General features: G+C 40.8%; 22 protein-coding genes. 7 read left to right on the top strand and 15 right to left on the bottom strand.

What is annotated here, in order from left to right:
• Nucleotides 1-29: 29 nt before the first annotated feature.
• Nucleotides 30-1742 (bottom strand): single-stranded-DNA-specific exonuclease RecJ, encoded by a 1713-nt coding sequence (recJ, locus tag HUW51_RS07435; RefSeq protein ID WP_185273344.1) that lies wholly within the window; start codon nucleotides 1740-1742, stop codon nucleotides 30-32.
• A gap of 338 nt (nucleotides 1743-2080) precedes the next feature.
• On the opposite strand from recJ, the gene HUW51_RS07430 reads away from it, so the two are divergent.
• Together HUW51_RS07430 and HUW51_RS07425 are read left to right on the top strand one after the other, a co-directional pair.
• Nucleotides 2081-2758, top strand: coding sequence for a response regulator transcription factor (locus HUW51_RS07430; RefSeq protein ID WP_185273343.1), 678 nt, complete (start codon nucleotides 2081-2083; stop codon nucleotides 2756-2758).
• The gene (locus HUW51_RS07425; RefSeq protein ID WP_185273342.1) at nucleotides 2755-4017 is read left to right on the top strand and encodes a sensor histidine kinase; all 1263 of its coding nucleotides are present in this window, start codon (nucleotides 2755-2757) and stop codon (nucleotides 4015-4017) included. The genes HUW51_RS07430 and HUW51_RS07425 overlap by 4 nt, the downstream gene beginning before the upstream one ends.
• Nucleotides 4018-4187: 170 nt before the next feature.
• Here the strand turns inward: HUW51_RS07425 and HUW51_RS07420 are convergent, their stop codons facing one another.
• The 10 genes from HUW51_RS07420 to HUW51_RS07375 form a co-directional block, all read right to left on the bottom strand.
• Nucleotides 4188-6014: a tetratricopeptide repeat protein gene (locus tag HUW51_RS07420; RefSeq protein WP_185273341.1), complete on the bottom strand. Its 1827-nt coding sequence runs from the start codon at nucleotides 6012-6014 to the stop codon at nucleotides 4188-4190.
• A gap of 290 nt (nucleotides 6015-6304) precedes the next feature.
• A complete protein-coding gene (locus HUW51_RS07415; protein WP_185273340.1) occupies nucleotides 6305-8413 on the bottom strand; it encodes a peptidylprolyl isomerase in 2109 nt (702 codons plus the stop codon).
• Between the two features lie 243 nt (nucleotides 8414-8656).
• The gene (locus tag HUW51_RS07410; RefSeq protein ID WP_185273339.1) at nucleotides 8657-9979 is read right to left on the bottom strand and encodes a hemolysin family protein; all 1323 of its coding nucleotides are present in this window, start codon (nucleotides 9977-9979) and stop codon (nucleotides 8657-8659) included.
• Between the two features lie 110 nt (nucleotides 9980-10089).
• A complete protein-coding gene (locus tag HUW51_RS07405) occupies nucleotides 10090-10263 on the bottom strand; it encodes a hypothetical protein (protein ID WP_185273338.1) in 174 nt (57 codons plus the stop codon).
• Nucleotides 10260-10802 (bottom strand): LPS export ABC transporter periplasmic protein LptC, encoded by a 543-nt coding sequence (gene lptC, locus HUW51_RS07400; protein ID WP_185273337.1) that lies wholly within the window; start codon nucleotides 10800-10802, stop codon nucleotides 10260-10262. The genes HUW51_RS07405 and lptC overlap by 4 nt, the downstream gene beginning before the upstream one ends.
• 41 nt (nucleotides 10803-10843) lie before the next feature.
• Nucleotides 10844-12145, bottom strand: a complete 1302-nt coding sequence (locus HUW51_RS07395) for a PorV/PorQ family protein (protein ID WP_185273336.1) — start codon at nucleotides 12143-12145, stop codon at nucleotides 10844-10846.
• Nucleotides 12138-12860 (bottom strand): type III pantothenate kinase, encoded by a 723-nt coding sequence (locus HUW51_RS07390; RefSeq protein ID WP_185273335.1) that lies wholly within the window; start codon nucleotides 12858-12860, stop codon nucleotides 12138-12140. The genes HUW51_RS07395 and HUW51_RS07390 overlap by 8 nt, the downstream gene beginning before the upstream one ends.
• A gap of 97 nt (nucleotides 12861-12957) precedes the next feature.
• Entirely contained in the window at nucleotides 12958-14697 is a 1740-nt protein-coding gene (locus tag HUW51_RS07385) for a pseudouridine synthase (RefSeq protein ID WP_185273334.1), read from the bottom strand.
• Between the two features lie 123 nt (nucleotides 14698-14820).
• Nucleotides 14821-15384, bottom strand: coding sequence for an SMC-Scp complex subunit ScpB (gene scpB, locus HUW51_RS07380; RefSeq protein WP_185273333.1), 564 nt, complete (start codon nucleotides 15382-15384; stop codon nucleotides 14821-14823).
• 7 nt (nucleotides 15385-15391) lie between these two features.
• Nucleotides 15392-15775, bottom strand: coding sequence for a TraR/DksA family transcriptional regulator (locus HUW51_RS07375; protein ID WP_185273332.1), 384 nt, complete (start codon nucleotides 15773-15775; stop codon nucleotides 15392-15394).
• Between the two features lie 402 nt (nucleotides 15776-16177).
• Between HUW51_RS07375 and HUW51_RS07370 the strand changes: the two genes are divergently transcribed.
• Nucleotides 16178-17062: a hypothetical protein gene (locus HUW51_RS07370; RefSeq protein ID WP_185273331.1), complete on the top strand. Its 885-nt coding sequence runs from the start codon at nucleotides 16178-16180 to the stop codon at nucleotides 17060-17062.
• Between the two features lie 213 nt (nucleotides 17063-17275).
• Complete coding sequence (locus HUW51_RS07365) at nucleotides 17276-17515, top strand: hypothetical protein (protein WP_185273330.1); 240 nt, start codon at nucleotides 17276-17278, stop codon at nucleotides 17513-17515.
• A gap of 75 nt (nucleotides 17516-17590) precedes the next feature.
• On the opposite strand, the gene ribH is transcribed toward HUW51_RS07365, so the two are convergent.
• The 3 genes from ribH to pdhA all read right to left on the bottom strand — a co-directional run bounded on the left by ribH (nucleotide 17591) and on the right by pdhA (nucleotide 20134).
• Nucleotides 17591-18073: a 6,7-dimethyl-8-ribityllumazine synthase gene (ribH, locus tag HUW51_RS07360; protein ID WP_185273329.1), complete on the bottom strand. Its 483-nt coding sequence runs from the start codon at nucleotides 18071-18073 to the stop codon at nucleotides 17591-17593.
• A 182-nt stretch (nucleotides 18074-18255) separates the two neighbouring features.
• Complete coding sequence (locus HUW51_RS07355; RefSeq protein ID WP_185273328.1) at nucleotides 18256-18966, bottom strand: tetratricopeptide repeat protein; 711 nt, start codon at nucleotides 18964-18966, stop codon at nucleotides 18256-18258.
• A 136-nt stretch (nucleotides 18967-19102) separates the two neighbouring features.
• Complete coding sequence (gene pdhA, locus HUW51_RS07350) at nucleotides 19103-20134, bottom strand: pyruvate dehydrogenase (acetyl-transferring) E1 component subunit alpha (RefSeq protein ID WP_185273327.1); 1032 nt, start codon at nucleotides 20132-20134, stop codon at nucleotides 19103-19105.
• A 63-nt stretch (nucleotides 20135-20197) separates the two neighbouring features.
• On the opposite strand from pdhA, the gene recF reads away from it, so the two are divergent.
• The 3 genes from recF to HUW51_RS07335 all read left to right on the top strand — a co-directional run bounded on the left by recF (nucleotide 20198) and on the right by HUW51_RS07335 (nucleotide 22529).
• The gene (recF, locus tag HUW51_RS07345) at nucleotides 20198-21304 is read left to right on the top strand and encodes a DNA replication/repair protein RecF (protein WP_185273326.1); all 1107 of its coding nucleotides are present in this window, start codon (nucleotides 20198-20200) and stop codon (nucleotides 21302-21304) included.
• A gap of 155 nt (nucleotides 21305-21459) precedes the next feature.
• Complete coding sequence (locus tag HUW51_RS07340; RefSeq protein WP_185273325.1) at nucleotides 21460-21783, top strand: DUF721 domain-containing protein; 324 nt, start codon at nucleotides 21460-21462, stop codon at nucleotides 21781-21783.
• Nucleotides 21784-21971: 188 nt separating this feature from the next.
• A complete protein-coding gene (locus HUW51_RS07335) occupies nucleotides 21972-22529 on the top strand; it encodes an acyl-CoA thioesterase (RefSeq protein WP_185273324.1) in 558 nt (185 codons plus the stop codon).
• 2 nt (nucleotides 22530-22531) lie between these two features.
• Here the strand turns inward: HUW51_RS07335 and HUW51_RS07330 are convergent, their stop codons facing one another.
• A complete protein-coding gene (locus tag HUW51_RS07330) occupies nucleotides 22532-23335 on the bottom strand; it encodes an energy transducer TonB (RefSeq protein ID WP_185273323.1) in 804 nt (267 codons plus the stop codon).
• Nucleotides 23336-23342 lie beyond the last annotated feature (7 nt).

Genomic DNA, 23342 nt, shown 5'->3' with positions numbered 1-23342 from the left:
ATTATTTACCGCTGCATTTTCCAGGGTAATTATTGCTTCGCAAAACGAATATCTTTAATCCGAAGCTGCAAGGAGGTAATACCCCGGTAGTTATTTTCTTCAATAGTATAACAAACATCAAAAGGAATGCCTTTCTGAATAAGATCGTAATGATCGGCCATACCAAAAGCAATTGCATCCAGGGGAGTATTGCCATCCTGGGCTAAGCGCAATTTTAAATGGGTTTCGCCTACAACCCGGCACGAACCGGTATCAAACACGCACTCCGACCAGAAAACCGGGGCATGGTTACCCGTCCCGAACGGTTTCATTTGTTTAATAATATTGTAGAAATTAGGCGTAATCTGGCTCAGGTTTAATTTGGTATCTATTTCTATTTGGGGTGTAAGTAGTTCTTCGGTAATGGTGCGCGATACAATCTCTTCGAAACGCTCCCGGAAAGCCGGTACATTTTCAACTTTCATGGTTAAGCCGGCGGCGTACATGTGCCCGCCGTATTGTTCCAGCAAATCGGCACATTCTACAATAGCGCTATGCACATCAAAACCAGGTACCGAGCGGGCAGATCCCATGGCTTTGCCATTCGATTGTGTTAAAATAATGGTAGGCCGGTAATATTTTTCGATGCACCGCGAAGCCACAATGCCTACCACGCCTTTGTGCCAGGTTTCTTTATACAAAACTGTGGAGCGTGATTTTCGCAGTAGCGCGTCTTGCTCAATCATGAGCAACGCTTCTTTGGTGATGCTAGTATCAAACCCGCGTCGTTGTTTATTCGACTCATTTACAATATCGGCCTTTTCAAAAGCTTCTTCTTTGGTTTCGGCCAGTAACATACGTACCGAACGCTTGGCATCGCCCATGCGGCCGGCCGCGTTAATGCGAGGCGCAAACCCAAAAACAATACTGTTTATGTCGAGTTCTTCTTTTAAACCGGCCAATTCCTTTAAGGCTTCTAAGCCGGGGCGGAGGGGAGCACCCGAATTTAAAATCTGTAAACCATAATAAGCCAGTACCCGGTTCTCGCCGGTAATAGGTACAATATCGGCCGCAATACTTACCACTACCAGGTCGAGTAAGCTAAATAAAGTTGCAGTATCTATATTGTTTTGAACAGTAAAGGCTTGCAGTAATTTAAATCCTACGCCACAACCCGATAATTCTTTGTAAGGGTAAGGGCAATCGGCGCGTTTGGGATCCAATACCGCCACAGCTGCCGGAATAATGGCATCGGGTAAATGGTGATCGCAGATAATAAAATCAATGCCTTTAGCGGTAGCTTCCCTAATTTTATCTACTGATTTAATGCCGCAATCCAGGCTGATGATTAAAGAAAATCCGTGGGTATAAGCCCATTCAATGCCTTGGCTGGAAACGCCGTAGCCTTCAGTTTCGCGGTCAGGGATGTAAAAATCAATATCTTTAACGTATTGCCGCAAATAACTATATACCAAAGCTACCGAGGTGGTGCCATCTACATCGTAATCGCCGTAAATAAGTACTTTTTCGTTTTGGTGAATGGCTTCGTTTAAACGCTCTACCGCTTTATCCATGTCGCGGATCAGGAAAGGATCGTGGAGGTCGTTGAGCGAAGGACGGAAATAAGTTTTTGCCGATTCAAAAGAGCAAAGGTTGCGTTGGCAAAGTATACTGGCCAGCGTTGGGCTTATTTTTAAACTTTCAGAAATTTGTTTTACGGCATCTCCGTCCGGAACCGGTTTATAAACCCATCTTTTCTCCATATCGCTACTGGCGGCTGTACTTAATATATCTGCAAAAGTACGGATATTAATAAAGATTTCAGGAGAGAAGTTCCAAATTTGCTTCGGCCCTCTTCTAATATTTTGTAATTTTAACGTGCGTTTATTTGCCTGTATTTTGAAAAAGCTGAAAGATATTTATAACAAATACAAAGATTACTTCCAAACGGATGGGTTAATGTATCTTTTTTTTATAATTTTTATAATATTCTTATTTGTTTTCTTCCGCGATTAAAATTTCTATCAGAGCTGGCTTCAATTTTTCTTCAGAATACAGATGTATTTTGGGGCGAACTAACCTGGTAAGAGGGGCTTTGTTTATGAAAATTTTAATTGTAGAAGATAACCGCGAGTTGGCGGAAACCTTAGTGCACTATTTTAAGCAAGAAGGTTACCTCTGCGAAACGGCATATAATTACCAGACAGCCGAAGAAAAAGTACACCTTTACGAGTACGATGTAATTGTGCTGGATATTACTTTGCCCGATGGCAGCGGGTTAGAGATATTAAAGCAGCTAAAACAAAAACGGCCCGATGCCGGGGTGCTCATTATTTCGGCCAAAGACGCTTTAGACGATAAGCTAAACGGTTTAAATTTAGGTGCCGATGATTACCTGACCAAGCCGTTTCATTTAGCGGAATTAAATGCCCGCATTCAATCGTTACTTAGGCGTAAGCGGTTTAATGGCAGTCACGAAATAACTGTAGGCGATTTGCGGTTAAATACCGTTACGGCCCAGGTGCTGGTTAAAGGCCAGGAAATTATTTTAACCCGCAAAGAATACGAATTGCTTTTATACTTTTTAAGCAACCGGAACCGAATTTTAAATAAAGAAGCCATTGCGGAGCACCTTTGGGGCGATAACATCGATATGGCCGATTCTTTTGATTTTATTTACACCCACATTAAAAACTTACGCAAAAAAATAGCGAGCCACGGCAGTACCAACAACATTAAGTCGGTGTACGGCATGGGGTATAAATTTGTAGCTGAATGAGACTTATTACCAAAACTACGCTGCTGTATTTACTAATTACGGCGCTGGTAATAGCAAGTAGTGGTATTGTATTATATACCATTACCAATAATTTTATTGAAAAAAGGATTCGCGATTATTTTTTACGGAAAGAAGAGCGTTTAACCGGTTACCTGTCTAATCCTAATGTTGATTTAAACGATATAAATTCTTACAAATCGCAGCGGGTAGATCTGCTCCCAGATTTAAAAACGCCCTTACTTAAAAACTACGATCGCGATACCATTCTTTTTAACGAGATGGAAGGCGAGCGACAACCTTTCCGGGCACGTAGCTTGGATAAGGTAGTTAACGGAAAATTGTACCGGATTTCGATGTATATGGCTTTAAAGGAATCGCGGTTGCTGTTAGGCGGTATTATTACGTCGCTCTTTTACGTGTTTCTGGCGTTGCTGGCTTTAATGTTGCTGCTTAATTATTTATCGTCGCGATATTTGTGGCAACCGTTTAACCATACCTTGGAACAAATCAAGCATTATTCTTTAAATCGGGGTACTACTTTGGCCGAAGTACCCACAACTACCAAAGAATTTAAAGAATTAAATAGTTTGTTTGCGCAGATGACCAGCCGGATTGAGCATGATTTCCGGAACATGAAAGAGTTTACTGAAAACATCTCGCACGAAATTCAAACGCCATTAGCTATTATTAAAGCCAAGGTGGAAATGCTGCAGAAGTCGGAGAAGTTAACCAGCGAACAAGCTAAAACAGCTGGCGCTATATACCGGGCAACATCGCATTTATCTAAGTTAAGCCGCACGTTGGGTTTAATTAGTAAAATAGAAAACCAGGAATTTACTAACCACGAACGCTTAGAGTTGCGTTCTTTTCTGGAACCTCTACTCTTTAATTTTAAAGAACTCGCCGAACTAAAGCAGGTAAAGATTGATTTTAGCGCCCCCGAAGAAGCATACATCACCATCGACCCGTATTTGTTAGAAGTGCTCTTGAGTAACCTGGTGAAAAACGCGCTTAGCCATAATCACGAAAAAGGGGAAATATCGGTGCGTTTGCAACCGCAGCAGTTAACAATTTGCAACACCGGGGCTCCCCTGGATTTTCCGGAATGCGAAATTTTTGATCGTTTCCGGCGTACGGGGCAAAATGCCTCTTCGCTTGGGTTAGGTTTAGCTATCGTAAAAAAAATCTGCTCTCTTAATAATTTAGATATTAGTTACCGCTACCAGGAACCACTGCACTGTTTTATTTTAAAATTTTAAAAATTTAGTTAGTTGGTAGTCGACGGATCACAGTCCACAGCTTATAAATTGAATTTATTGATAAAACGTTTCAGCCACTAGCATCAGCGTATAAGCTGGCGTTAGTGGCTGAAACGTTTTATTATACAAAGACCGCTAAAATCCGTGGACTATAGCCCGTCGACTATCGACTAATTCACCACGTCGCCGCGCAGCTTACGGAAGCGTTTACGGGCATCCACGGTATAAATACTACCCGGGTATTTTACAATTAAATCGTTGTAGAGCAGCTTAGCTTTTTCCGGGTCTTTTACTTGTTCTTCGTAAATAGTAGCCAGCAGGTACAACGCATCATCGCTTAAAATATCATACTGTGGATTGTCGGTAATCTTTGTCAGGTTCTGAATAGCCTCCTGGAAGTTACCGGTTTTTAAAAAAACTTTAGCTTTCAGATAAAAAATATCGTCTGTGAGGCTGTGCTGCGGATATTTTTGCAGGATGGTATTCAGTTGTTCCTGTGCTTCTGGTAATTTATTCTGAAATATAAGCAACTCGGTAGCGGCGTATTCTTTTAAAGCTGCCGTAGAGGAGTCCAAGCCAATATTATCGGTTATTAATAAACTTAAATCCATGGCATCGTTCGCAATTTCGCGGCTGGTCGCTAATTTTAAAATATCCAGATGTTCTTGCGCTAATTGAAAATCGCCTTTGTAGTAATTAAGCTTGGCATTCCGGAGTTTGGCTTCGTGGCCAATTGCTGTTTCTTTGTGCGACTTTTCTACTTGCGAGTAAAGCAAGGTGGCTTCCCAAGGTTCGCCCTGCAATAAATAAATATCGCCCAAACTTATTTTAGCTTCTGCTACCAGGTCCGGGTTTGCCCGAGGGGTATTTATTACTTCCTGCAACAGCGCAATAGCTTTGTCTTTTTCGTCGAGGTAAAAGGCATGGAGGGTAGCCATATTTTTCATTACTTCCACGGTTCGTCCGCTTTTACCAACTTCGTTAAGTAAATTCTGGTAATCGGCAATCAAGGTGCGGATCTTATCTAAGTCCACAGGAAAAGTATTCCGGACTTGTTCTTCGCGGGCTTTTATTAAACGCTCCCGGGCATATCCGTAATAAGGGCTACTTCGGTATTCTTTAATCACGTAATTATAAGCATCAATCGCGCTTTCGTAATCCTTATTTTTTAAACTGATGGCACCGAGTTCCATTACTTTTTCGCCGCCCCCTTTGGTGCGTTTATCCAGGGACTTTGCTTGGATTAACGCGCTAAAAAAATCTTTACGTTGCGTGTAAACCCATATCAGCAACTCGCTATACACATTTTTGTCGGGGCTTTGCTGTACATGGGTTAAGAGTATTTTCTCTAAAGCTTCAAACTCTTTTTCTTCGCGCAAACTGTTTTGGAGCATGTTTTGGGCTAACAACAGTTGCTCCGGATTTTCTTTTACAATATTTAAAATTTCGGTTATAAGTTTCTCCGACTGACGCTGGTACGCGTATAGTTGCATTAATTGGCTGGTAAAATCAGTTTCTTTCTTGTTTATTTTACGCCCTTGCAGGTAGGTTTTTTCGGCGTAATCATATAACCGGTTTTGCTCAAAAGCTTGGGCTACTGGTATTACCGTATTAGAATTAACTTGGGTAATTGCTTTATCAAAAACTTTTTCGCTGCCTTTTTTATCGCCGCCGGCTAATTGTACCACTCCCAGGTCAATCGTAAATGCAGGCACTTCCGGGTTTTTCTTGATAGCTTTTTTTACTAGTTTTTCTGCTTCTTTATAGTTCTTAAGCGCTAATAACGTTTTCAAGTAATCCGGATAAATCGTATTAAATTGCTGATTATTATTAGCGAGTTTACTGTAAATGGAGCTTGCCTTATCGTATTCTTGCTTTTGCAGGTAGGTTTTAGCGAGGGCTTCTTCTTCCGAAACACTCTGAGCCTGTACGAGGCTCCAACTTAGCAATAAGCTAAAAATTAAAAAACAACTAAAAGTCCGGGCCGAAAACATCATAAAGTTTATCAATATGGGAATATAAGATGGTGGTTTAAATCCGGACAAAAAGAGAGAAAGATAAAAATCTGTTTATACTTAATACCAGATAACTACCACCGCCTAATTAACTTATTTTATGCTATTACAATATATTAAAATCAACAGACAACTTAAATAGCTTATTTCTTGGATCTCTGAGAATTGTAACTACTATAACGTATTAGCACTTACTTTAGTAACAGTTAAGGCAATAAAAAAGCCGCTCGTTGAAGCGGCTTTTTTAATTTTTAAAAATTTTTAATTTTTGCTTAGAAGAACTTAACACGTTCGTCTTTAATATTAGCTTGCTCGCGAATATACTGGTAGGTGCCGCCTTCAATGCGGGCGCTGCGGTTAGCTTCCAGTTGTTTACGGGCCGCAGCAATATCCTGATCGCCCGGAGTTTTATTTACGCCGGTTACTTCCAGCAGAACTACCCCACTTTGACCCGCAATCGGAGCAGACCGTTTGCCGGGATTTAATCCAAAGGCGCTACCAACTACTTCGGGTTCTAATCCTAATCCGTTAATATTACCGGCAGCAAAAGTTACATCATTAGCAGTTTGAACCGTTGCTCCGGCACCATATTTAGCGGCAATTTGCTCTAAGCTACCAGACATGCTTTTTAATTTGTCAGTAATTTGCTTGCTTTTTAGCTCGTTACGGACGGCTACGGTTAACTCTTCTTTTATATCTTTAATGGAAGCATAGCCTTTTTCGTTTTTACCGGTTAAAAGAGCTACTACAAATTGATCATCTACTTCAAAAACTGGCGAAACAGTGCCCACGTCGGTTTTGTCGTTAAAAGCCCATCTAACAATTTCCCGGGCGTTAGCCAACGTATTAACTGCCCGGTCGCTAATTTTAATTGACTTGGCTTCGGCTTTAGTTAAGGTTTTATCTTGGGCAATGTTTTTGCGGAAATCCTCGGCATTTTTGCTTTCTCCCTGAATTTGGTCCGCTTTCTTGAAAGCTAAATCGCGGGTAGTTTCACTAGGTGTAACTGCCCGTTGAATCGTAGCAATTTGATAAGAGCGGTTAGTTTTAGGGGAAGTAACTTTAATTATATGGTAGCCAAACTGGGTTTCTACTAAGTTTGGTATAAGGCCAGGAGCTTTTGCATCAAATACCGCTTTTTCAAAAGGAGCAACCATAGCACCTTCCGAAAAATAGCCTAAATCGCCGCCTACCGAAGCCGTACCATCGGTACCATACTGCCGGGCCATGAGGGCAAAATCAGCGCCGCCTTTAATCTGGTTTAATACGTCTTGCGCTTTTGCTTTAGCCGCAGCTTTGGCTGCCGGAGTGTCGTTGTCCCAGCGTAATAAGATGTGGCTGGCGCGAGCCGAAGCCGGTCCATTATCTTTTACAGCCGTAACTTTATAAATGGTGTACATGCCATTTTCTAAATACGGGCCAAAAATAGCTCCTTCTTGCAGATCGGCTCCTTTTAACTTATCCGGAATAGAACCCGGATTAACAAACTGGCCGTTAAACGGAACATCAGAGTTGGCGCTTACAAAAAGCGAATCGTTCTCTACAGTAGCAAACTGCTTCACAATGTCATCAAACTCTTGCTTGGTAGCCGCGCTGTCTTCTTTAGACGGGCTTACCGGAATGGTAACGTATTCGATAGAGCGGCCTTCTTCTACTTTATATTTCTCTTTGTTTTTGTCGAAGTAAGCTTGCAACTGATCATCCGTAACTTTAATAGTAGAATCGCTGATAGATGAAAAAGGCACCAGTAAATACTTTAAACTGGCTTTGGCATTTTGTTCTTCTAAGTATTGCTTAGCTTCGGTAGTAGTTACGTAGTTAGATAACCGGATTAAGTTATTGTACTTCGTAAGTGCACGCTCCGGGCCCAGGTTGCTTTCAAAATTGGTCCAGGCAGCTTGCTGCTCCAAGGGAGCTTTGGGTAATTGATCTCTTAAATAGTTTTTTACCAAAGATCGGTCGAACTGTTGGGTTTGCGGATTAGTAAAAGCCTGCTTAATAGCCGGGTGAATATTATTACCCTGCACCATATCAATTAATTCTTCCTCAGAAACACTAATTCCTAACCGGTCTAATTCTTTCTGATAAGCAACTTTTACGATTAACTGATTCCAGGCTTGTTCCCGCAACGAAACCATTTCGTTTTCGTTTGGTTGTTTACCGGTCTGAGAAGCATAATTATTTTTAATGCCTTCCAATACTTGGTCGAATTCTTCAATGGTTATTTTTTCACCGGCAATCTCTCCAACTACGTTGTTACTGCCAAATAACCGGGAATTAGGTCCTAACAGGTCTCCTAATACCATGAACACTACCATAGCCAGGGCAATTAAACCAACAGCTACCCCTGATTTTTCTCTGATCTTATTAATTAAAGACATATAAAATATAAATGGTAAAAAAGAAGTGCAAAATAACCAGAATATCGGTTAACTTCAAAACTAACAGATTTAAATCTTGCAGTAAATAAAGCCTTTATCTTTTAATTTTATTAAATAGAATTGTGGCAATAACAACAATTGTGCACAATTAATTCGCCCAGTAAAAATATTAAATTATTTTTCTGATTTTAAAATTTTGGATAGTGCCTAGTGAATGAGGACTTTACAATGGAAATTTAAAAATTAAGATTCTGTCTGAGGAGTATCTGGTTGTAAGCTGGGGGCAGCAGGCAAAGTTAACTGAACGGTGTCAATCCGGTTTTCGGCCATTGTTAAAATAGTAATTACATAAGGCAGAACAGTAATAATTTCGTTTGGCTCCGGAATATCTTCGTGCACCGAAAGGATAAATCCGCCCAAAGTTTCGTAGTCTCCTTCGGGTAAGTTTAAGGCGTATTTTTCATTTAAGTAATCTATTTCGTGCCGGGCGCTAAAAAGATAACTGTTTTCAGCGGGTAAGAACTGTTCCAATAAAGCTTCTGCTTCATCATCGTACTCGTCATTTATTTCGCCGAATATTTCTTCTATTAAATCTTCAATGGTTACAATGCCCGAAGTTCCCCCAAACTCGTCTACCACTAAGGCCATGCTCCGGTGGTCGGCCACAAATTTTACAAACAACTCACTGGCCAGCATACTTTCGGGAACTACGGTAATAGGAGTAAGAATAGACATAATGGTTGCCGGTTTTTTAAAAAGCGCTAACTGGTGGCAATAACCAACTATATCGTCGATGGTTTGATTGTAGATAAGTATTTTGGAATGGCCCGTATCTGTAAAAGCCTGGCGCAGTTCGGCAATGCTACCGGTAATTTCAATTGCCTCAATTTCAGTGCGGGGCACCATACATTCTTTTACTTTAACCGTCCGGAATTCTAATGCATTATGAAATATTTTGCTATCAATTTCCGGGGTAATTGCAGGTTGCTCCGGCTGATATAATTGCTTTTTAACGTAGTGCTCTACATCCGTTAACCCGAAAACAGGTTGTTGTTCCGAAAACTCCAGCTTTAATAGTTTAACGGCTATAAACCGGGTAACGCTGATTATTACAAAAACAATGGGGTACAGTAAATAATATAACACCAACATGGGCAAGGCAAATACCTGCAGCATCTGGTTCGCGTTAATTAAAAAAATACTGCGGGGTAGAAACTCCGCCAGAATCAAAGCCAGGATTGCCGCAAATAAGATTTCAGCCAGAAGCAATAGAAAGCCTGGGAAAGGAAACTCGGGCCAGTATGGTTCTAACGCTTGGTGTAAAGTAATGGAAATTGTTAAGCCAAATAGAACCAATGCCAACGATTGACCGATGAGTAAGGTAGCGGTTAGTTTAGATGGCCTTTTTAAAAAATGCGCAATAATGCGGCCCGCCAAGGAGTTCTGTTTTTCTTGCAATTCCAGGTGTAAGCGGCTTGCGGTCAGATAAGCCATTTCGATACCTGAAAATAGACCGGATAACAGTAACGAAGTAATTATGAGGAAAAAAGCCTGTGGTTGGCTCATGCGGTAATTGCAAATTTTGTAATTACAATTTACGAATGAAAATAAGAATAGATTAAGTTAGACTTAAAGAAGTAGAATTTTTAAATATTTGTTTCGGCTCTAGCCCCAATTTACTTTTTAGAGTTATTAGGATTTTTCTGCATCCGGTACAGAAATAAACAAATCAACGCAATCATAAAAATCCAATAGTTGGCGATAAGATTGTTTTCTACAATGGTCCGGTGAATGCCAATTACCATCGCAACTACTGCAATAGAAAGATATATAGTGCCAGAAAGCTTCATTGGGGTTTTTCTACGATAAAAGTGCCCGTTGGATTTAAAATTTTCCAGTGTACAAAACCATCATCCGAAACTAAGCCATTGCCCTGCACTACATCGGTTTTTGTTTGGATGGTAACAAATTTATCGGTATAAATCTGACGTTTTATTTTATCCCAATGCAGCTCTTCGGTTTTCATGGTTTCGCCTTTTTTTATGTTGTTTACGATTACGTTACCCCGTGCAAAATAAGAATCACGTTGTTTATCGTATTTGGCATAATTAGCGCGTAAAGTGCTGCTCACTTGTTGGTTTGGGTCGTAAAAGGTAAGATTTATTCCTTTGGGGTACTCGGCATTGCCATTTTCGTAACGCGATTCGATTTTTGCTTGCAGTTTTATTTTAAGGCGCGCCGAATCGCTGTACAACGTAGTAACGTTCCCGGTCTGCATAATAGGGCCCGTGTATTTAACTTTGGGAACCGGATTATCTACCGAGGAATTACAGGCAAGCAGCATGTTTACCGCCACAATAATTCCGAGTAAATTTTTAAAACAGTTCATGCAGTTGTACGCTGTAAAATAGCAGGCTTATCTATCTGGTATTAATCAATTTTTGGTTTGATAAACCAGTTGCTGTTGATTGAAAAGCCTAACTGAATCCGGAAATAGTTTTCTTTTAAAGCGTTGCTTTCCCCGTTACCGCGTCTGCCTAGCGCAAAGCCTAAATTAAGCAGCGATTGTGTATACTCCGGAGGACGGGGCGAGCCCCCAATTGGTAAAGTAAAGCCCCAATGCAGGGATATATCATTTACTTGTTTTCCGTTAAGTTCCAGAGGCGTCTTTCCTACACCAAATCCGGCTCTATAACCTACCCGTTGAAAATACGAGTTTACCGAAACAGGGTTAGGGATAAATTCTGCGCCAACTGCTACCCGGTAGGTATCAGCTAAATTACTCGGGCTTACCCCACTTCTAAATTCCGACCATTTCTGGGCGCTAAAATCAGCCCCGATTACCAAAGACTGACCATTATCTACGCTTAGGCCAAATTGTATACCTTGCGGCAGGCGGGAAGTAGTTTTAATACTATCTCCTAAATAGTTTTGCCCCAGTACTAAGTCATTGGAAAGCCGACGCTCTTGTACGGTTCTTTGTTTGGTATTAAGGTCGTTGCCTACTGTATATACGGTTCCAAGGTTTAAGTTCCACTTGTTTTTTAATGGTTGCCGGTAAGCCAATGCGCCTTTAAACTGAAAGCCGTTATAATTAGTACGTTGGTTAATTACTAATTGCTCCGCCGACAAGCTGGCATCTGCTTCGTTTATCAGTTGCGAGCCAGCTTCCCTTTCTACTACGCCAAATAAATAAGAAGCAGAAACACCCAAGTTAAGCCGTTTAGCGATACGGAAACCGTGCCCGAAAAATACTTCTGAAAGATTGCCGTTGCCGGTGTAGGTATTTCGTGTTTTTGTGGTTTGGTCGCCAGTTACTGTGCCTTCAGAGATATACTCGTAATTGATAGTAGAGTAGGGGCGCAATCCTACGGCTGTACTCCAGCGTTTTGACAAAGGCACAGCTAAAGCTAAATAATTTAAACTGCCATCAGCATCCCGTTGTTTCCCAACTTCATCAGATAATACCTTTGCCTGTCCGCCTAAGCCTAACTCAAATGTTACCCGGTTATTGTAATATAACAAAGCGGGGTTAGAGCTGTTGATATACGCACTGGCGGGGGTTCCTACTCCTACATTTCCCATTCCAAAACTACGAACAGAACCTGTACTTTCATTAATATCGCCGAGGCCGGAAGCGGAAAAAGGAGAATTGCCTAAATTTTGCGCTTGGGCGCTGGTTACCATCGCCGCTAGAGCAAAGCCACTTAAAAGCCGGTAAATCTTATACATTGTAATTTAAAATATGAATTAACCCCATCAAAACCAGATTAGGCTCAGCAAAGATGCGTGCTTTTAAATTGTTTTCAAAAAATGGCGCATCGCCCCCGCACATTACTGTGGTAAGATCAGGATATTGTTTCTTGTATTCAGCTATTATACCATCTACTTCCGCCAAAGTACCATTAAAAACCCCGCTCTTTAAACATTCAATAGTGTTACGGCCAATTAAAGGGGCTACACTGGCTTCGGCTTGTTCCACTAACGGGAGTTTGCCGGTAAAAGTGTGCATTGCCTTAAACTTCATGGTTAATCCCGGAGAGATGCTCCCACCATAATAAACCTGTTTCCTATCAATAAAATCGAAAGTTATGCAGGTACCCGCATCTATTACCAGTACATCCTGACCGGCAAATAAGTAACTGGCTCCTACTACCGCCGCTAACCGGTCCATGCCTAAAGTTCGCGGCGTACCATATTTATTGGTAACAGGCACCGGGGTTGCCGCTGTAAGCCAAATAACTTTTTGTAAACCAGATAATGGGTTTATCTCCTGATCTGGTAAAAAACGAACCGATGAAATAATAGCCTCCTTAATAGAATAATTAGCGATTAGCTTAAGTAAGGAGGCTGCATCCTGCAACTCGTCCGTGACTATCAGCTTTGCTTCTTTAAAAATGGCATACTTGGTTCGGGTATTGCCTACATCAATCGCAATTTGATTCACGTTACAAGGGCTACTTTCTATTCCCAGATAAACCTTTAATATTATCTGTCACTTTTAATTAAGTCAGATGCGTGTTGCAGGAATTAAGTTGTCCGGCTTATAAAAAATATTTTAGCCGGATAACTTCTTTCTCGTTCAGGAATCGCCATTTACCCCGGGGCAAATCTTTTTTAGTTAAACCAGCATATTGCACCCTATCCAAAGAAACTACTTCGTACCCTAAATGCTCGAAAATGCGGCGTACGATCCGGTTTTTACCGATATGGATTTCAATTCCTACAAATTTACCGGTATCGCCAATTAAGGCTAAGTCATCTACTTCGGCTTTACCATCTTCTAATTCTAAGCCAGCCTGAATTTTTTCAAAATCCTCTTTTGTAAGCTGCTTATCTAACTCTACCTGGTAAATTTTAGAATTTTGGTGCGAAGGGTGAGTTAATTTTTGAGCTAGTTCCCCATCGTTGGTAAACAACAATAAGCCCGTCGTATTTCTATCTAATCGCCCAACCGGAAAAATCCGTTCTTTAGATGCATTCGCAACTAAATCCATCACAGTTTTGCGGCCTTCCGGGTCTTCGGTGGTAGTAATAAAATCTTTTGGTTTATTTAATAATACATAAACCATTTTTTCGCGGTTCAGCCTTTTTTTACCGTATTGCACGGTGTCTTCTGGCTTTACCAGATAACCCATTTCGGTAATTACTTCTCCGTTTACTTTAATTTCGCCGGCTGCAATAAGCGTATCCGCTTCGCGCCGGGAGCAAACCCCTGCATTGGCAATATACCGGTTTAAGCGAATACCGGCATCTGTGCGCTTTTCTTCGTCACTTTTCCCGCGTTCCCGGTTATTATATCGGCGCAAGTCGTAATCGGGAGCTTCTTTGGGGCCTTCTTCATTCCGGCTCCGAAAAGGTTGCCGATCTTTGTACGCGTTATCTCTTTTATTAAATTTATTAAAGGATTTTTTTTCAAAATCATCCCGCCGTGGCCGATCATCCTCCCGCGAACGCTGGAAAGCAGGACGCTCTGATCTATCGTTATCCCGGTTCCGGTTAAATGGCTTCCGATCGCCTCCCGCTTCGTTACGATCTCTGTTATAGGGTCTGCGGTTATCGCTTTGTTCCCGGTTGCCGGTATATGGTTTCCGATCATCGTGGTTCCGGTTCCGATCAAATGGCTTCCGTTCTCCCGCAGAAGAGTCGCGATTGAACCGGTTAAATGGTCTTTGTTCGGTATCGTTATCCGTGCGGTTCCAGTTATTAAACCGATCGTCCGGATTATTACCTTCTTCCCGAAGTTTTTGGCGGTAAGCTTCTTTTTCCGGTTTAAATGAACGGTTGCGCTCACCTGGTTTGCCTTTTGGTACATTGCCAAAAGGGGATTTGCGGTAGCGTTGTTCTACATTAAAATTACGGTTTGCATTATACGGCCGGGCCGGCCTGTAATCTTCATTATTATCGCCACTGTCATCAAAACGCATGCTGCGTTTAGGAGCTGCATCGTCGTCCTGAGAAAAATTGCTTTTACCCGAAAAAGGCCCGGATTTTTTAAATTTATCGTTTGATTTAAAGCCGCCAAACCGTTTGTTATCCCGGCTCTGCCAAGATTCCCGGTTGCCGTTTTGTTCGGGCTTTGTTCTATTGCCAGATCTATCGTTGACTGCCGGGCCACGGTCAAAACGTTCCGAACGGTTAAAAACTTTCTTGCCTTCCGGGTTAAATTTTTCTGATTTGCCTTTGAACCTTGGGGAATTATCAGAATTGCCAGAAGAACGGCCCGTAAACTTGCTACGGGATTTATATTTGTCAGAGTTTGCTTTATTAAAGTCGGTTGCCATATAATTTGTTGTGTTGCAGTATCGCTACTGTAAGTATTTTTATTAAATGAGGAGAAGGCCGGTACAGTCTACGAGTAAACTGTACCGGCCTTTATTAATTAACTTAACTAATTTTTTAAAGTTCTAATTATCTGAGATTTCGCCGATGATATTTTCTTCGGATATAAAATCTTTTAACTGAGGAAGGTCCTTTAAATGATTAATGCCAAAATATTCCATGAACTTTTGGGTAGTGCCGTAAATCAAAGGCCGGCCAATGGTGTCGGCTTTCCCTTTAATCTGAATCAATTCTTTCTCTAGTAGCTTTTGAATAGCATAGTCGCAACTTACTCCCCGTATTTGTTCAATACCAGATTTAGAGATAGGTTGTTTGTACGCGATAATAGCCAATGTTTCCAGCGCCGAAACCGAGAGTTTGCGTTTTGATTTTTGTTTCAGATATAACCCGATAGCTTCCTGATAATCCGGTTTAGTTAAAAACTGGTATCCGCCACCAATGGCGTAAATCTGAAAAGCAAAAGAATCTCCGGCAAATCGCTGGTTTATTGCTTCAATACTTTCTAAAACATCGCTGATCGAAATTTCTTGCTGCAACGTTTCTGAAAGACATTTCTGCAATTCCTCAATGGCAACGGGCGCCGAGGAACAGAAGATAATGGCCTGTATGTAGTTTTGTAAAATTTCCAAAGATTACTTAATCTCTGCGCTGTAACTTAGCTTCAATAGAATGCTGGGTGTGTGGCACCGCACGTAAACGCTCTTTTGGAATTAATTTACCAGTAGCGATACAAACGCCATAGCTACCGTTTTTAATCCGGATTAAAGCGTTTTCTAACTGCTGAATAAACTTTAATTGCCGGGAAGCCAACTGATTTAAGCTTTCTTTTTCAGCAGTATCGGCTCCGTCTTCAAGCACTTTAGCTGATGATGCTGTATTATCAGTACCGCTATCATTGCGCCGGCTTAAAGTTTCTTTAATAAAAGCTACTTCTCTTTTTGCGTTGGTTAATTTTTCCCGGATAATCTGTTCAAACTCATTCAGGTCTTCCCTAGAATAACGGAGTGGTTCCTCTGACATATACTTGTAAAATATTGAATTACTTCCTTTAATAAATTATTACAGATTAAGCTACTGTACTTCTATTTTGTTGTAACAGAATGCAAAGCAGATTAGTTTAAATTCTCTTTTCAACTAAAAACAGTTACCTGACAACTGAACCAGAAATACATCTAATTTGCCGCAAAAGTAAGAGTAAATATCTAATTTAACAGCATTTACCTAAATTAAACTTAAGCTTTTGTTTTCAATAAACATGCCATAAAGAAATTATTAAGGAGCCATGCCGCAAGTTGTGTAACAACTTGGCTTGGTTTTAGATTAACTTTGCCGGTAAAGTTTTAGTAAATTCGCAACTAATTAGGTTAGTTATTTAATTAATTCGTAATGCAACGATTTCCCTCAGCAATTTTCTCATTTTTTATGCTTTTTGCGGTAAGTTGTACCGCACCCCGGGCAATTATTAATTCCGGGAAAGTTACGGCTCCCGGACAATTTAAAGCCGGTTTAAACTTTGGGGGAAATATTGCCACCGAACCCATTGGCCAATTAGATGATATCACTAAATCAGCGGTAGATGCCATCCGGAATAAAGATTCTATTTACTATGATGAGCAAATAGATGTGTTTGCGAAAGGATTAACCGCCTATGCCTTAGACCCGGTTGGGCTTACGTTTGACTTTTATGTGCGTTACGGGGTTGCGCCGCGTGTAGATGTAGGATATAAATTTGCTTCCGGCGCTCATGTACTCGATGCCATGTACCAGTTTTTAGGGCCGACGGGTACGCCTGACAATCCGGGCGAAGGTACTTTATATGGGAGTGTGGGTTTGCAATATACCGGTCAGAAAGCAAATTTACCGGCTCGGGCTTTGTTAAATAAACTAGAACCGGTGCTGGACTTTTATGCTACCCGCCGCGATGTAGTAATTCCGGTTATTTTTAGTAAGTCGTTTGGGCCAGAAGAAGAAATTGGTAATATCTCGTGGGGGGTAGTTTACAACCGTACGTTTATTAAATATGGCTTTGACCCAGGTAATATATTTACCAAATACACCGACCAAGTAGTGAGGGTAGAAGCGGTAAAAGAAAAAAACAGTTTTTCTTCATACGGCGCTTTTGTAAACGGGAAGATTGGTTTCCGGTACGTTTACCTATTACCCGCTCTAACCATGTATTATCAAAACTACGGTACTTATAAAGTATTGGGCGGCAAAAAACACGAATTCTCTGGTATGACCTTTATCCCATCGATTGGGTTACAAGTAAATTTGGGTAAAAGCGCCCAGCCCCGTCGTCGTTATTAAAAGAGAAAATTTTAAATTTTATTGTTTTAGGCAGAAAAGAAAGTTGGCCATTCTTTAGTAAGTTGTTGGTTTAATATAAGTGGCAGATGGTAGTAGTATTGTTAAAATTTTTATAATAAATTAAATTTTAATAATAGTGGCTTACCGAAGTAATTTGTTGAAATATTTTATTTAATTTATATGCTTCGGCTTTAACCACTTAAAACTACATTTATGAGAAAACTAAGACAATCTTTATTTATTTTAATAGCTTGTGTGTCTCTTTCTTCGTGCGCCACTCTTTTTGGTGGTAAGGTAACAGAATACCAGAAAACCAGACCTGCGCCGGGTGAACCGCAAAGAGAATTAAGAATTGGGGCACTAGTTGCCGACGTGCTTTTATTCTGGCCGAGTTTAGCCGTGGACTTTGCTACTGGGGCCATCTACAAACCCAAAGCCGCCACTACAAAATAGTTGGAAGTATTTTGTTTTACCAGAAGGAGACACCTACAAGGTTTTCTCCTTCTGGTATTTTTATGTGATTAGCTTTTATTCACAAATGCCAAGCATATGAATAGCGGTTGCGGCCGCTTCTATACCTTTATTACCGTGTTTGCCACCTGCCCGATCCCAGGCTTGTTGCTCGTCGTTGGTAGTTACTAAACCAAAAATTACTGGTTTATTATATTTTAAACTTACTTGCGTTATGCCTTGCGCTACTGCGTGGCAAATGTAATCGTCGTGTTTGGTTTCGCCTTTAATTACTACTCCCAGGCATATAACGGCATCAATAGCAGGGTTTTGTGCCAGTAATTGGGCTCCGAAGCTTAGCTCAAAACTGCCGGGCACAGTGTTCCGAACAATATTTTCCGGGTTAGCCCCGTGCTTTATTAATGTTTCGTAAGCGCCCTGGCACAAGGTATCCGTTATTGCTTTATTCCACTCGGCTACTACCAAACCAAACTTTTTTCCAGAAATATCAATTAAATTATTAGAGTTATAATCGCTTAGATTTTTAAGTGCGCTTGCCATGAATAGAGGTTTAAGTTTTAGGTTGCAAGTTACAGGTTTAACAATCAGCATTAATTTACCAGCCTGATTGCTTTGCTAAAAGTAAAGTAAAATTAGCTTTTGAACAGGGTATTAAAAGTAAAAGCACCATTACCGAAGTTTTATTTCGATAATGGTGCTTTTTAAAATTTTATAACAACTTATTACTTACCCGCTGCTAAAAGCTCTGCCCGAGCCTTGTATTTCTTAGCATCAGCTACTTCAGCCGCATTGGCGTAATTATTAATAATTCTGTTATATACTTCGGTAGCCTTGGCGAAGTCGTTATTAGCTTCGTAGGCCGCACCAGCTTTCATTAAATATTGCGGGGTAAAAAACTCATTCGAATTGTAATCGGCCGCTTTTAAGTAATAATCAATGGCTTCTTTTTTATTACCCAGTTCCAGATTGGCATCGCCTAATAAACTATACGCTTTACCCTGTAAAATCAAATCGTTCGATTTATAATCTCCCAGGTAGTTGATAGCTTCTTTAAATTTGCCTTGCTTCAAATAAATTACCCCGGTATAAAACTTAGCCAGATTGCCCGCTTTAGTACTGCCGTACTCATCGGCAATGGTGGTTAAGCCCCGGTATTGACCATCCCCTTTTAAAGCTTTATTTAACGAATCTGCTTCAAAGTAATAGATCGCCTGGAACATATCAGCCTGAGCTTCTTTCTCCTGGGTATTACGATAATTGTAGAACAAGTAACCTCCAATAATAGCAGCAGCTACTACTCCTAACAGACCCAGAAGTACATTCTTGTATTTACTAACAAAGTCTTCCGAACCATGCGTTAAGCGATCGGCTAATACATCCGGATTTTCGAGGACGTCTAAGGTGTGGTCTTTCTTGGTGATATTTTGTGCCATTACTTTTGGTTATTCTTGTTCACTAATCGTTGTTTGTTGTGCTACAACACGTAAAATTAAAATTTCATTCGCCTCATTTTCAATAATTTTAAAAATATTACCAAAAATTAAGACCAACAACGATTAATTAAACTTATTAATCTTGGATATAAGGATAATCTTCTTGAACGTAAACGTCTTTGTATAATTCATCGGCCGTTGGGTAAGGCGATTTTTCAGCAAACTCCACGCATTCTGCTACCTGGGCTTTAATGCGATTGTCAATTTCTTCCAATTCCTGTTCGGTCGCATATTTGTTTTCCAGGATGGTGTGGCGCACCATTTCAATTGGGTCCTGGTTGCGGTATTCTTCCAGTTCTTCTTTGGTGCGGTATTTGGCCGGATCCGACATAGAGTGGCCTTTGTACCGGTAGGTTTTAAATTCCAGGAAAGTAGGACCTTCGCCAGCCCGGGCGCGTTCGGCGGCACGAGCTACGGCTTCGTGTACGTCTTCGCAACGCATGGCATTTACCGTTTCGGCGGGCATTTGGTAAGCTAAGGCCAAAGTAGCCAACTCGGTAACGTTAGAGGTACGTGACACCGAAGTACCCATAGCGTAACCATTGTTTTCTACCACAAAAATTACCGGTAGTTTCCAGGTCATGGCCATGTTAAAGGTTTCGTGGAAGGAACCCTGGCGTACGGCACCATCACCCATGTAAGTCATACACAAGTTGCCGGTTTTATTATACTTTTCGGCAAAGGCTAAGCCAGCGCCTAAAGGAATTTGACCACCCACAATTCCGTGGCCACCCACAAAATTTACGGATTTATCGAAGATGTGCATAGAGCCACCTTTGCCTTTAGAACAACCAGTAGATTTGGCGAATAACTCGGCCATAACGGCGTTGGGAGAGGTGCCAAGCGCTAACGGATGCGCATGATCGCGGTAAGCAGTAATCCATTTGTCATCTTTGGTAAGCGCGGTAACGGCTCCGGCTACGCAGGCTTCCTGACCAATATATAAGTGGCAAAAGCCCTTAATTTTTTGCTGACCGTATAACTGACCTGCTTTCTCTTCGAACTTACGCATTAACTGCATCATGTCGTACCAACGTACATAGGTTTCTTTTGAGAAATTTGTCGCAGGTTTTACCTTTGTTTTGGGCATTTGCTTTGTAACTGCCATAACTTGTAACGAGCTAAACTGTTTAGAGTGCGAAATTAAGTAAAAAATTCAACAAAGAAATGAATGGTTCTGGAAAATCTCCATTTACTGTATTTTAAAAATTACGAAGAGGCAGACCTTTCATTCTCGCCCCATATTAATTGCTTTATCGGCGACAATGGCAGCGGCAAAACTAATGTGCTCGACGCTATCTATTATCTTTCGATGGGCAAGAGTGCCTTTACCGCTACCGATTTGCAAAACGTAAAACAAGGCGAAGACTATTTTATGGTAAAAGGCCGCTTTCAGGCCTTTACCCACCAAGATACGATTCAGTGTACATTTCGGTCGGGCCAGAAAAAAATAATTACGCATAATAAATTAGCCTACGAAAAAATTAGTGAGCACATTGGCAAATATCCGGTGGTTTTAATTTCGCCGTACGATACGGATTTAATCCGGGAAGGGAGCGAAGAGCGGCGGCGCTATTTTGATAGTTTAATTTCACAACTCGACGCAACTTACCTGAACGAACTCATTACCTATAATTATATCTTAAAACAGCGCAATTCGCTACTCAAGCAATTTGCCGACCGTAATTACTTTGATAAGGAGTACCTGCAAATTCTGGATGAACAGTTGGTGCCCGCGGGTAATTATATCACCAAAGTGCGGCAATCGTTTTTAGCGAATTTTGTCCCTGTTTTTCAAAAACATTACCAACACTTATCGGGGAGCAGCGAAACCGTAACGCTCGATTATAAAAGTCAACTCACCAATCATAGTTTTATTTACTTACTTAATCAGGCGCAGCACAAAGATTTAATGCTGCAACGCACCACCGTGGGCCCGCATAAAGACGATTTTGTTTTTTTTATGGATAACTGGCCCGTAAAGAACTATGGTTCGCAGGGGCAGCAAAAATCGTACGTAATTGCTTTAAAACTAGCGCAATTTGAGGTAGTAGCTCAACAAAAAAAACAAAAACCACTGCTCTTGCTGGATGATATATTTGACCGGTTGGATGAAAAACGCATTACCAAATTGCTGCAATTAGTAGCTGAAAATACCTTTGGGCAATTATTTATTACAGACTCTCACCTGGAGCGCACCCAAAAACTGGTGGGCAGTATTTCGGAGCAGGTAAGTAATTTTAAAGTGGTGAGTGGCACGGTGCAGTTGATAACCTAGTGGATAAAGCCGGGATAAATAAACTTGGGTTTGGTTCAGTTATCCGCGGTTTCAGCCCGTATATTTACCCGGTGCTGGGTACTGCAAATTGTAAAAATTTAAAAAATTATTGCAACCAGGCGCACCCAAACATTCACTTTATAACCAACTTTACCGTGGCTTTTATTAATCGAGATAAACAAATAAATATTCGGAAGTCTGACATTCAACCTGTAAAAGACAGCATCCAGGCTTTACTAAAAGCTTACCGGATTCAGGGTAAGGTAAACCAGGTGCAGGTAGTAGCCAGTTGGGAAAAGATTGTGGGCAAAGCCATCGCGCTTAAAACAAAGGAACTTTATTTTAAAGATAATAAGCTGTTTGTATTGCTTACTTCGGCCCCGCTCAAGCACCAGTTAGTAATGTCCAAAACCCGCGTAATAGAACTGATAAACCTGGAAGTAGGCGCCGGCGTGGTAGAAGAAGTGGTGTTTTTGTAGATGAGTTGAAAGGTTGGAAAGTTAAAAAGTTAAAAGGTTTTTAGAATCCTAGGCGGCAGGGATGCTGGAATTTTTAAAAATTTACTTATCAACTCTTTCTCATTATATAAAACATTTTCTTTTTTTGATTCGGCAACTTTTTAACCTTTCAACCTTCTAACCTTTTTAACCTTTCAACTAAATTAAGAATGCTGCCTGAATTCCGGTCTGTAGCTTATTCGCGTACAACTTTAACTGAATTAATGATTCCGAGTTATGCCAATTTCGGCGGAAAAATTCACGGGGGTATTTTATTGTCTTTGATGGATAAGGTAGCTTATACCTGTGCGGCCAAGCATGCCGGTAATTACTGTGTTACTGTAACCGTAGATGGGGTAAATTTTCTGCAACCCGTAGAAGTAGGCGAGCTAGTGTCTTTAATGGCTTCTATTAATTACGTAGGCCGTACCTCGTTGTTAGTGGGCATTAAAGTAACTGCCGAAAACGTAAGAACCGGCGTAATGAAACATACCAATACCTCGTACTTTACCATGGTAGCTAAAGGAGAAGATGATAAACCCACCGAAGTACCGGGCTTGATCCTGGAAACCCGCAACCAGGTGCGTCGTTATCTGGAAGCTATCAAGCGCAAAGAAATGAAAATTCAGTACGCCGACCAGTTTAACAACGTAAAATCTAACTTAACTATTGAGCAGGAATTGTATAAGTTACAAGGCGAGCGCTGCCAGATTGGGTTTGAGTTGTAATGTTATAATTTAAACCGGATAGGTAAGGTATACCGAACATTTGCAGGGATTCCTTCGATTGTGCCAGGTTTCCAGATAGGCATGCTTGCCGTTACCCTAACAGACTCATTATCTAAGTCTGGATGCAAAGGTTTAACAACTTCAATGTTTTTTATTTGCCCCGTTTTGGTCACTATAAATTGCAAAATAACGTTGCCTTGAGCTTTTTGTTTGTACGCTGCTTTGGGATATTTAATATTCTTACTTAAATACTTATATAAATTTTCTAACCCGCCAGGAAAGATGGGAACTTGTTCGTGCGGATAAAAAGTAGTATCTTGCCCAGTTTGCGTGAAACAACGGCCCTGAACTGGTTTTCCTACTTCAAAATTTTCTACCCTTTTGCGGGCACCATTTGGGTAAAAAGTAAGCGCCTCTGCTTGACTACCATGATCTTTATAAATGTAGTATAGTTGCCCGTTATCATACCATTCCTTAAGATCTCCAACTTGGAGGTTGTTTTCTATTTGCTGTTCACATTTTAATTGACCATTCTTATGCCATTGGCGATTGTACCCCGTAGCTTTCAACGTTTTGTTCTGAATAGGGTATTCAGAATACTTTTCGCCAGTGATATAGAAAGTTTTGACTATGCCTTCTTCTTCAGCAGGCGTGTTAAACACAGTATATCGCAAATATTCGGCTCTTGACTTACTGGGTGTTTTAACAAAATTTTCGTCCAAGTAAAGAGAGTCAGTTAAAACCTGAGCTTGAACCAAAGAGCTTAACCCAATGCATATAAATAAAATATGAATAAGACGAATCATATAAGAC

Source organism: Adhaeribacter swui, from assembly GCF_014217805.1.
Classification (GTDB): Bacteria; Bacteroidota; Bacteroidia; order Cytophagales; family Hymenobacteraceae; genus Adhaeribacter; species Adhaeribacter swui.
Note: the sequence above shows the minus strand (reverse complement) of the source record. Positions and strands in the feature narration are given on the sequence as shown.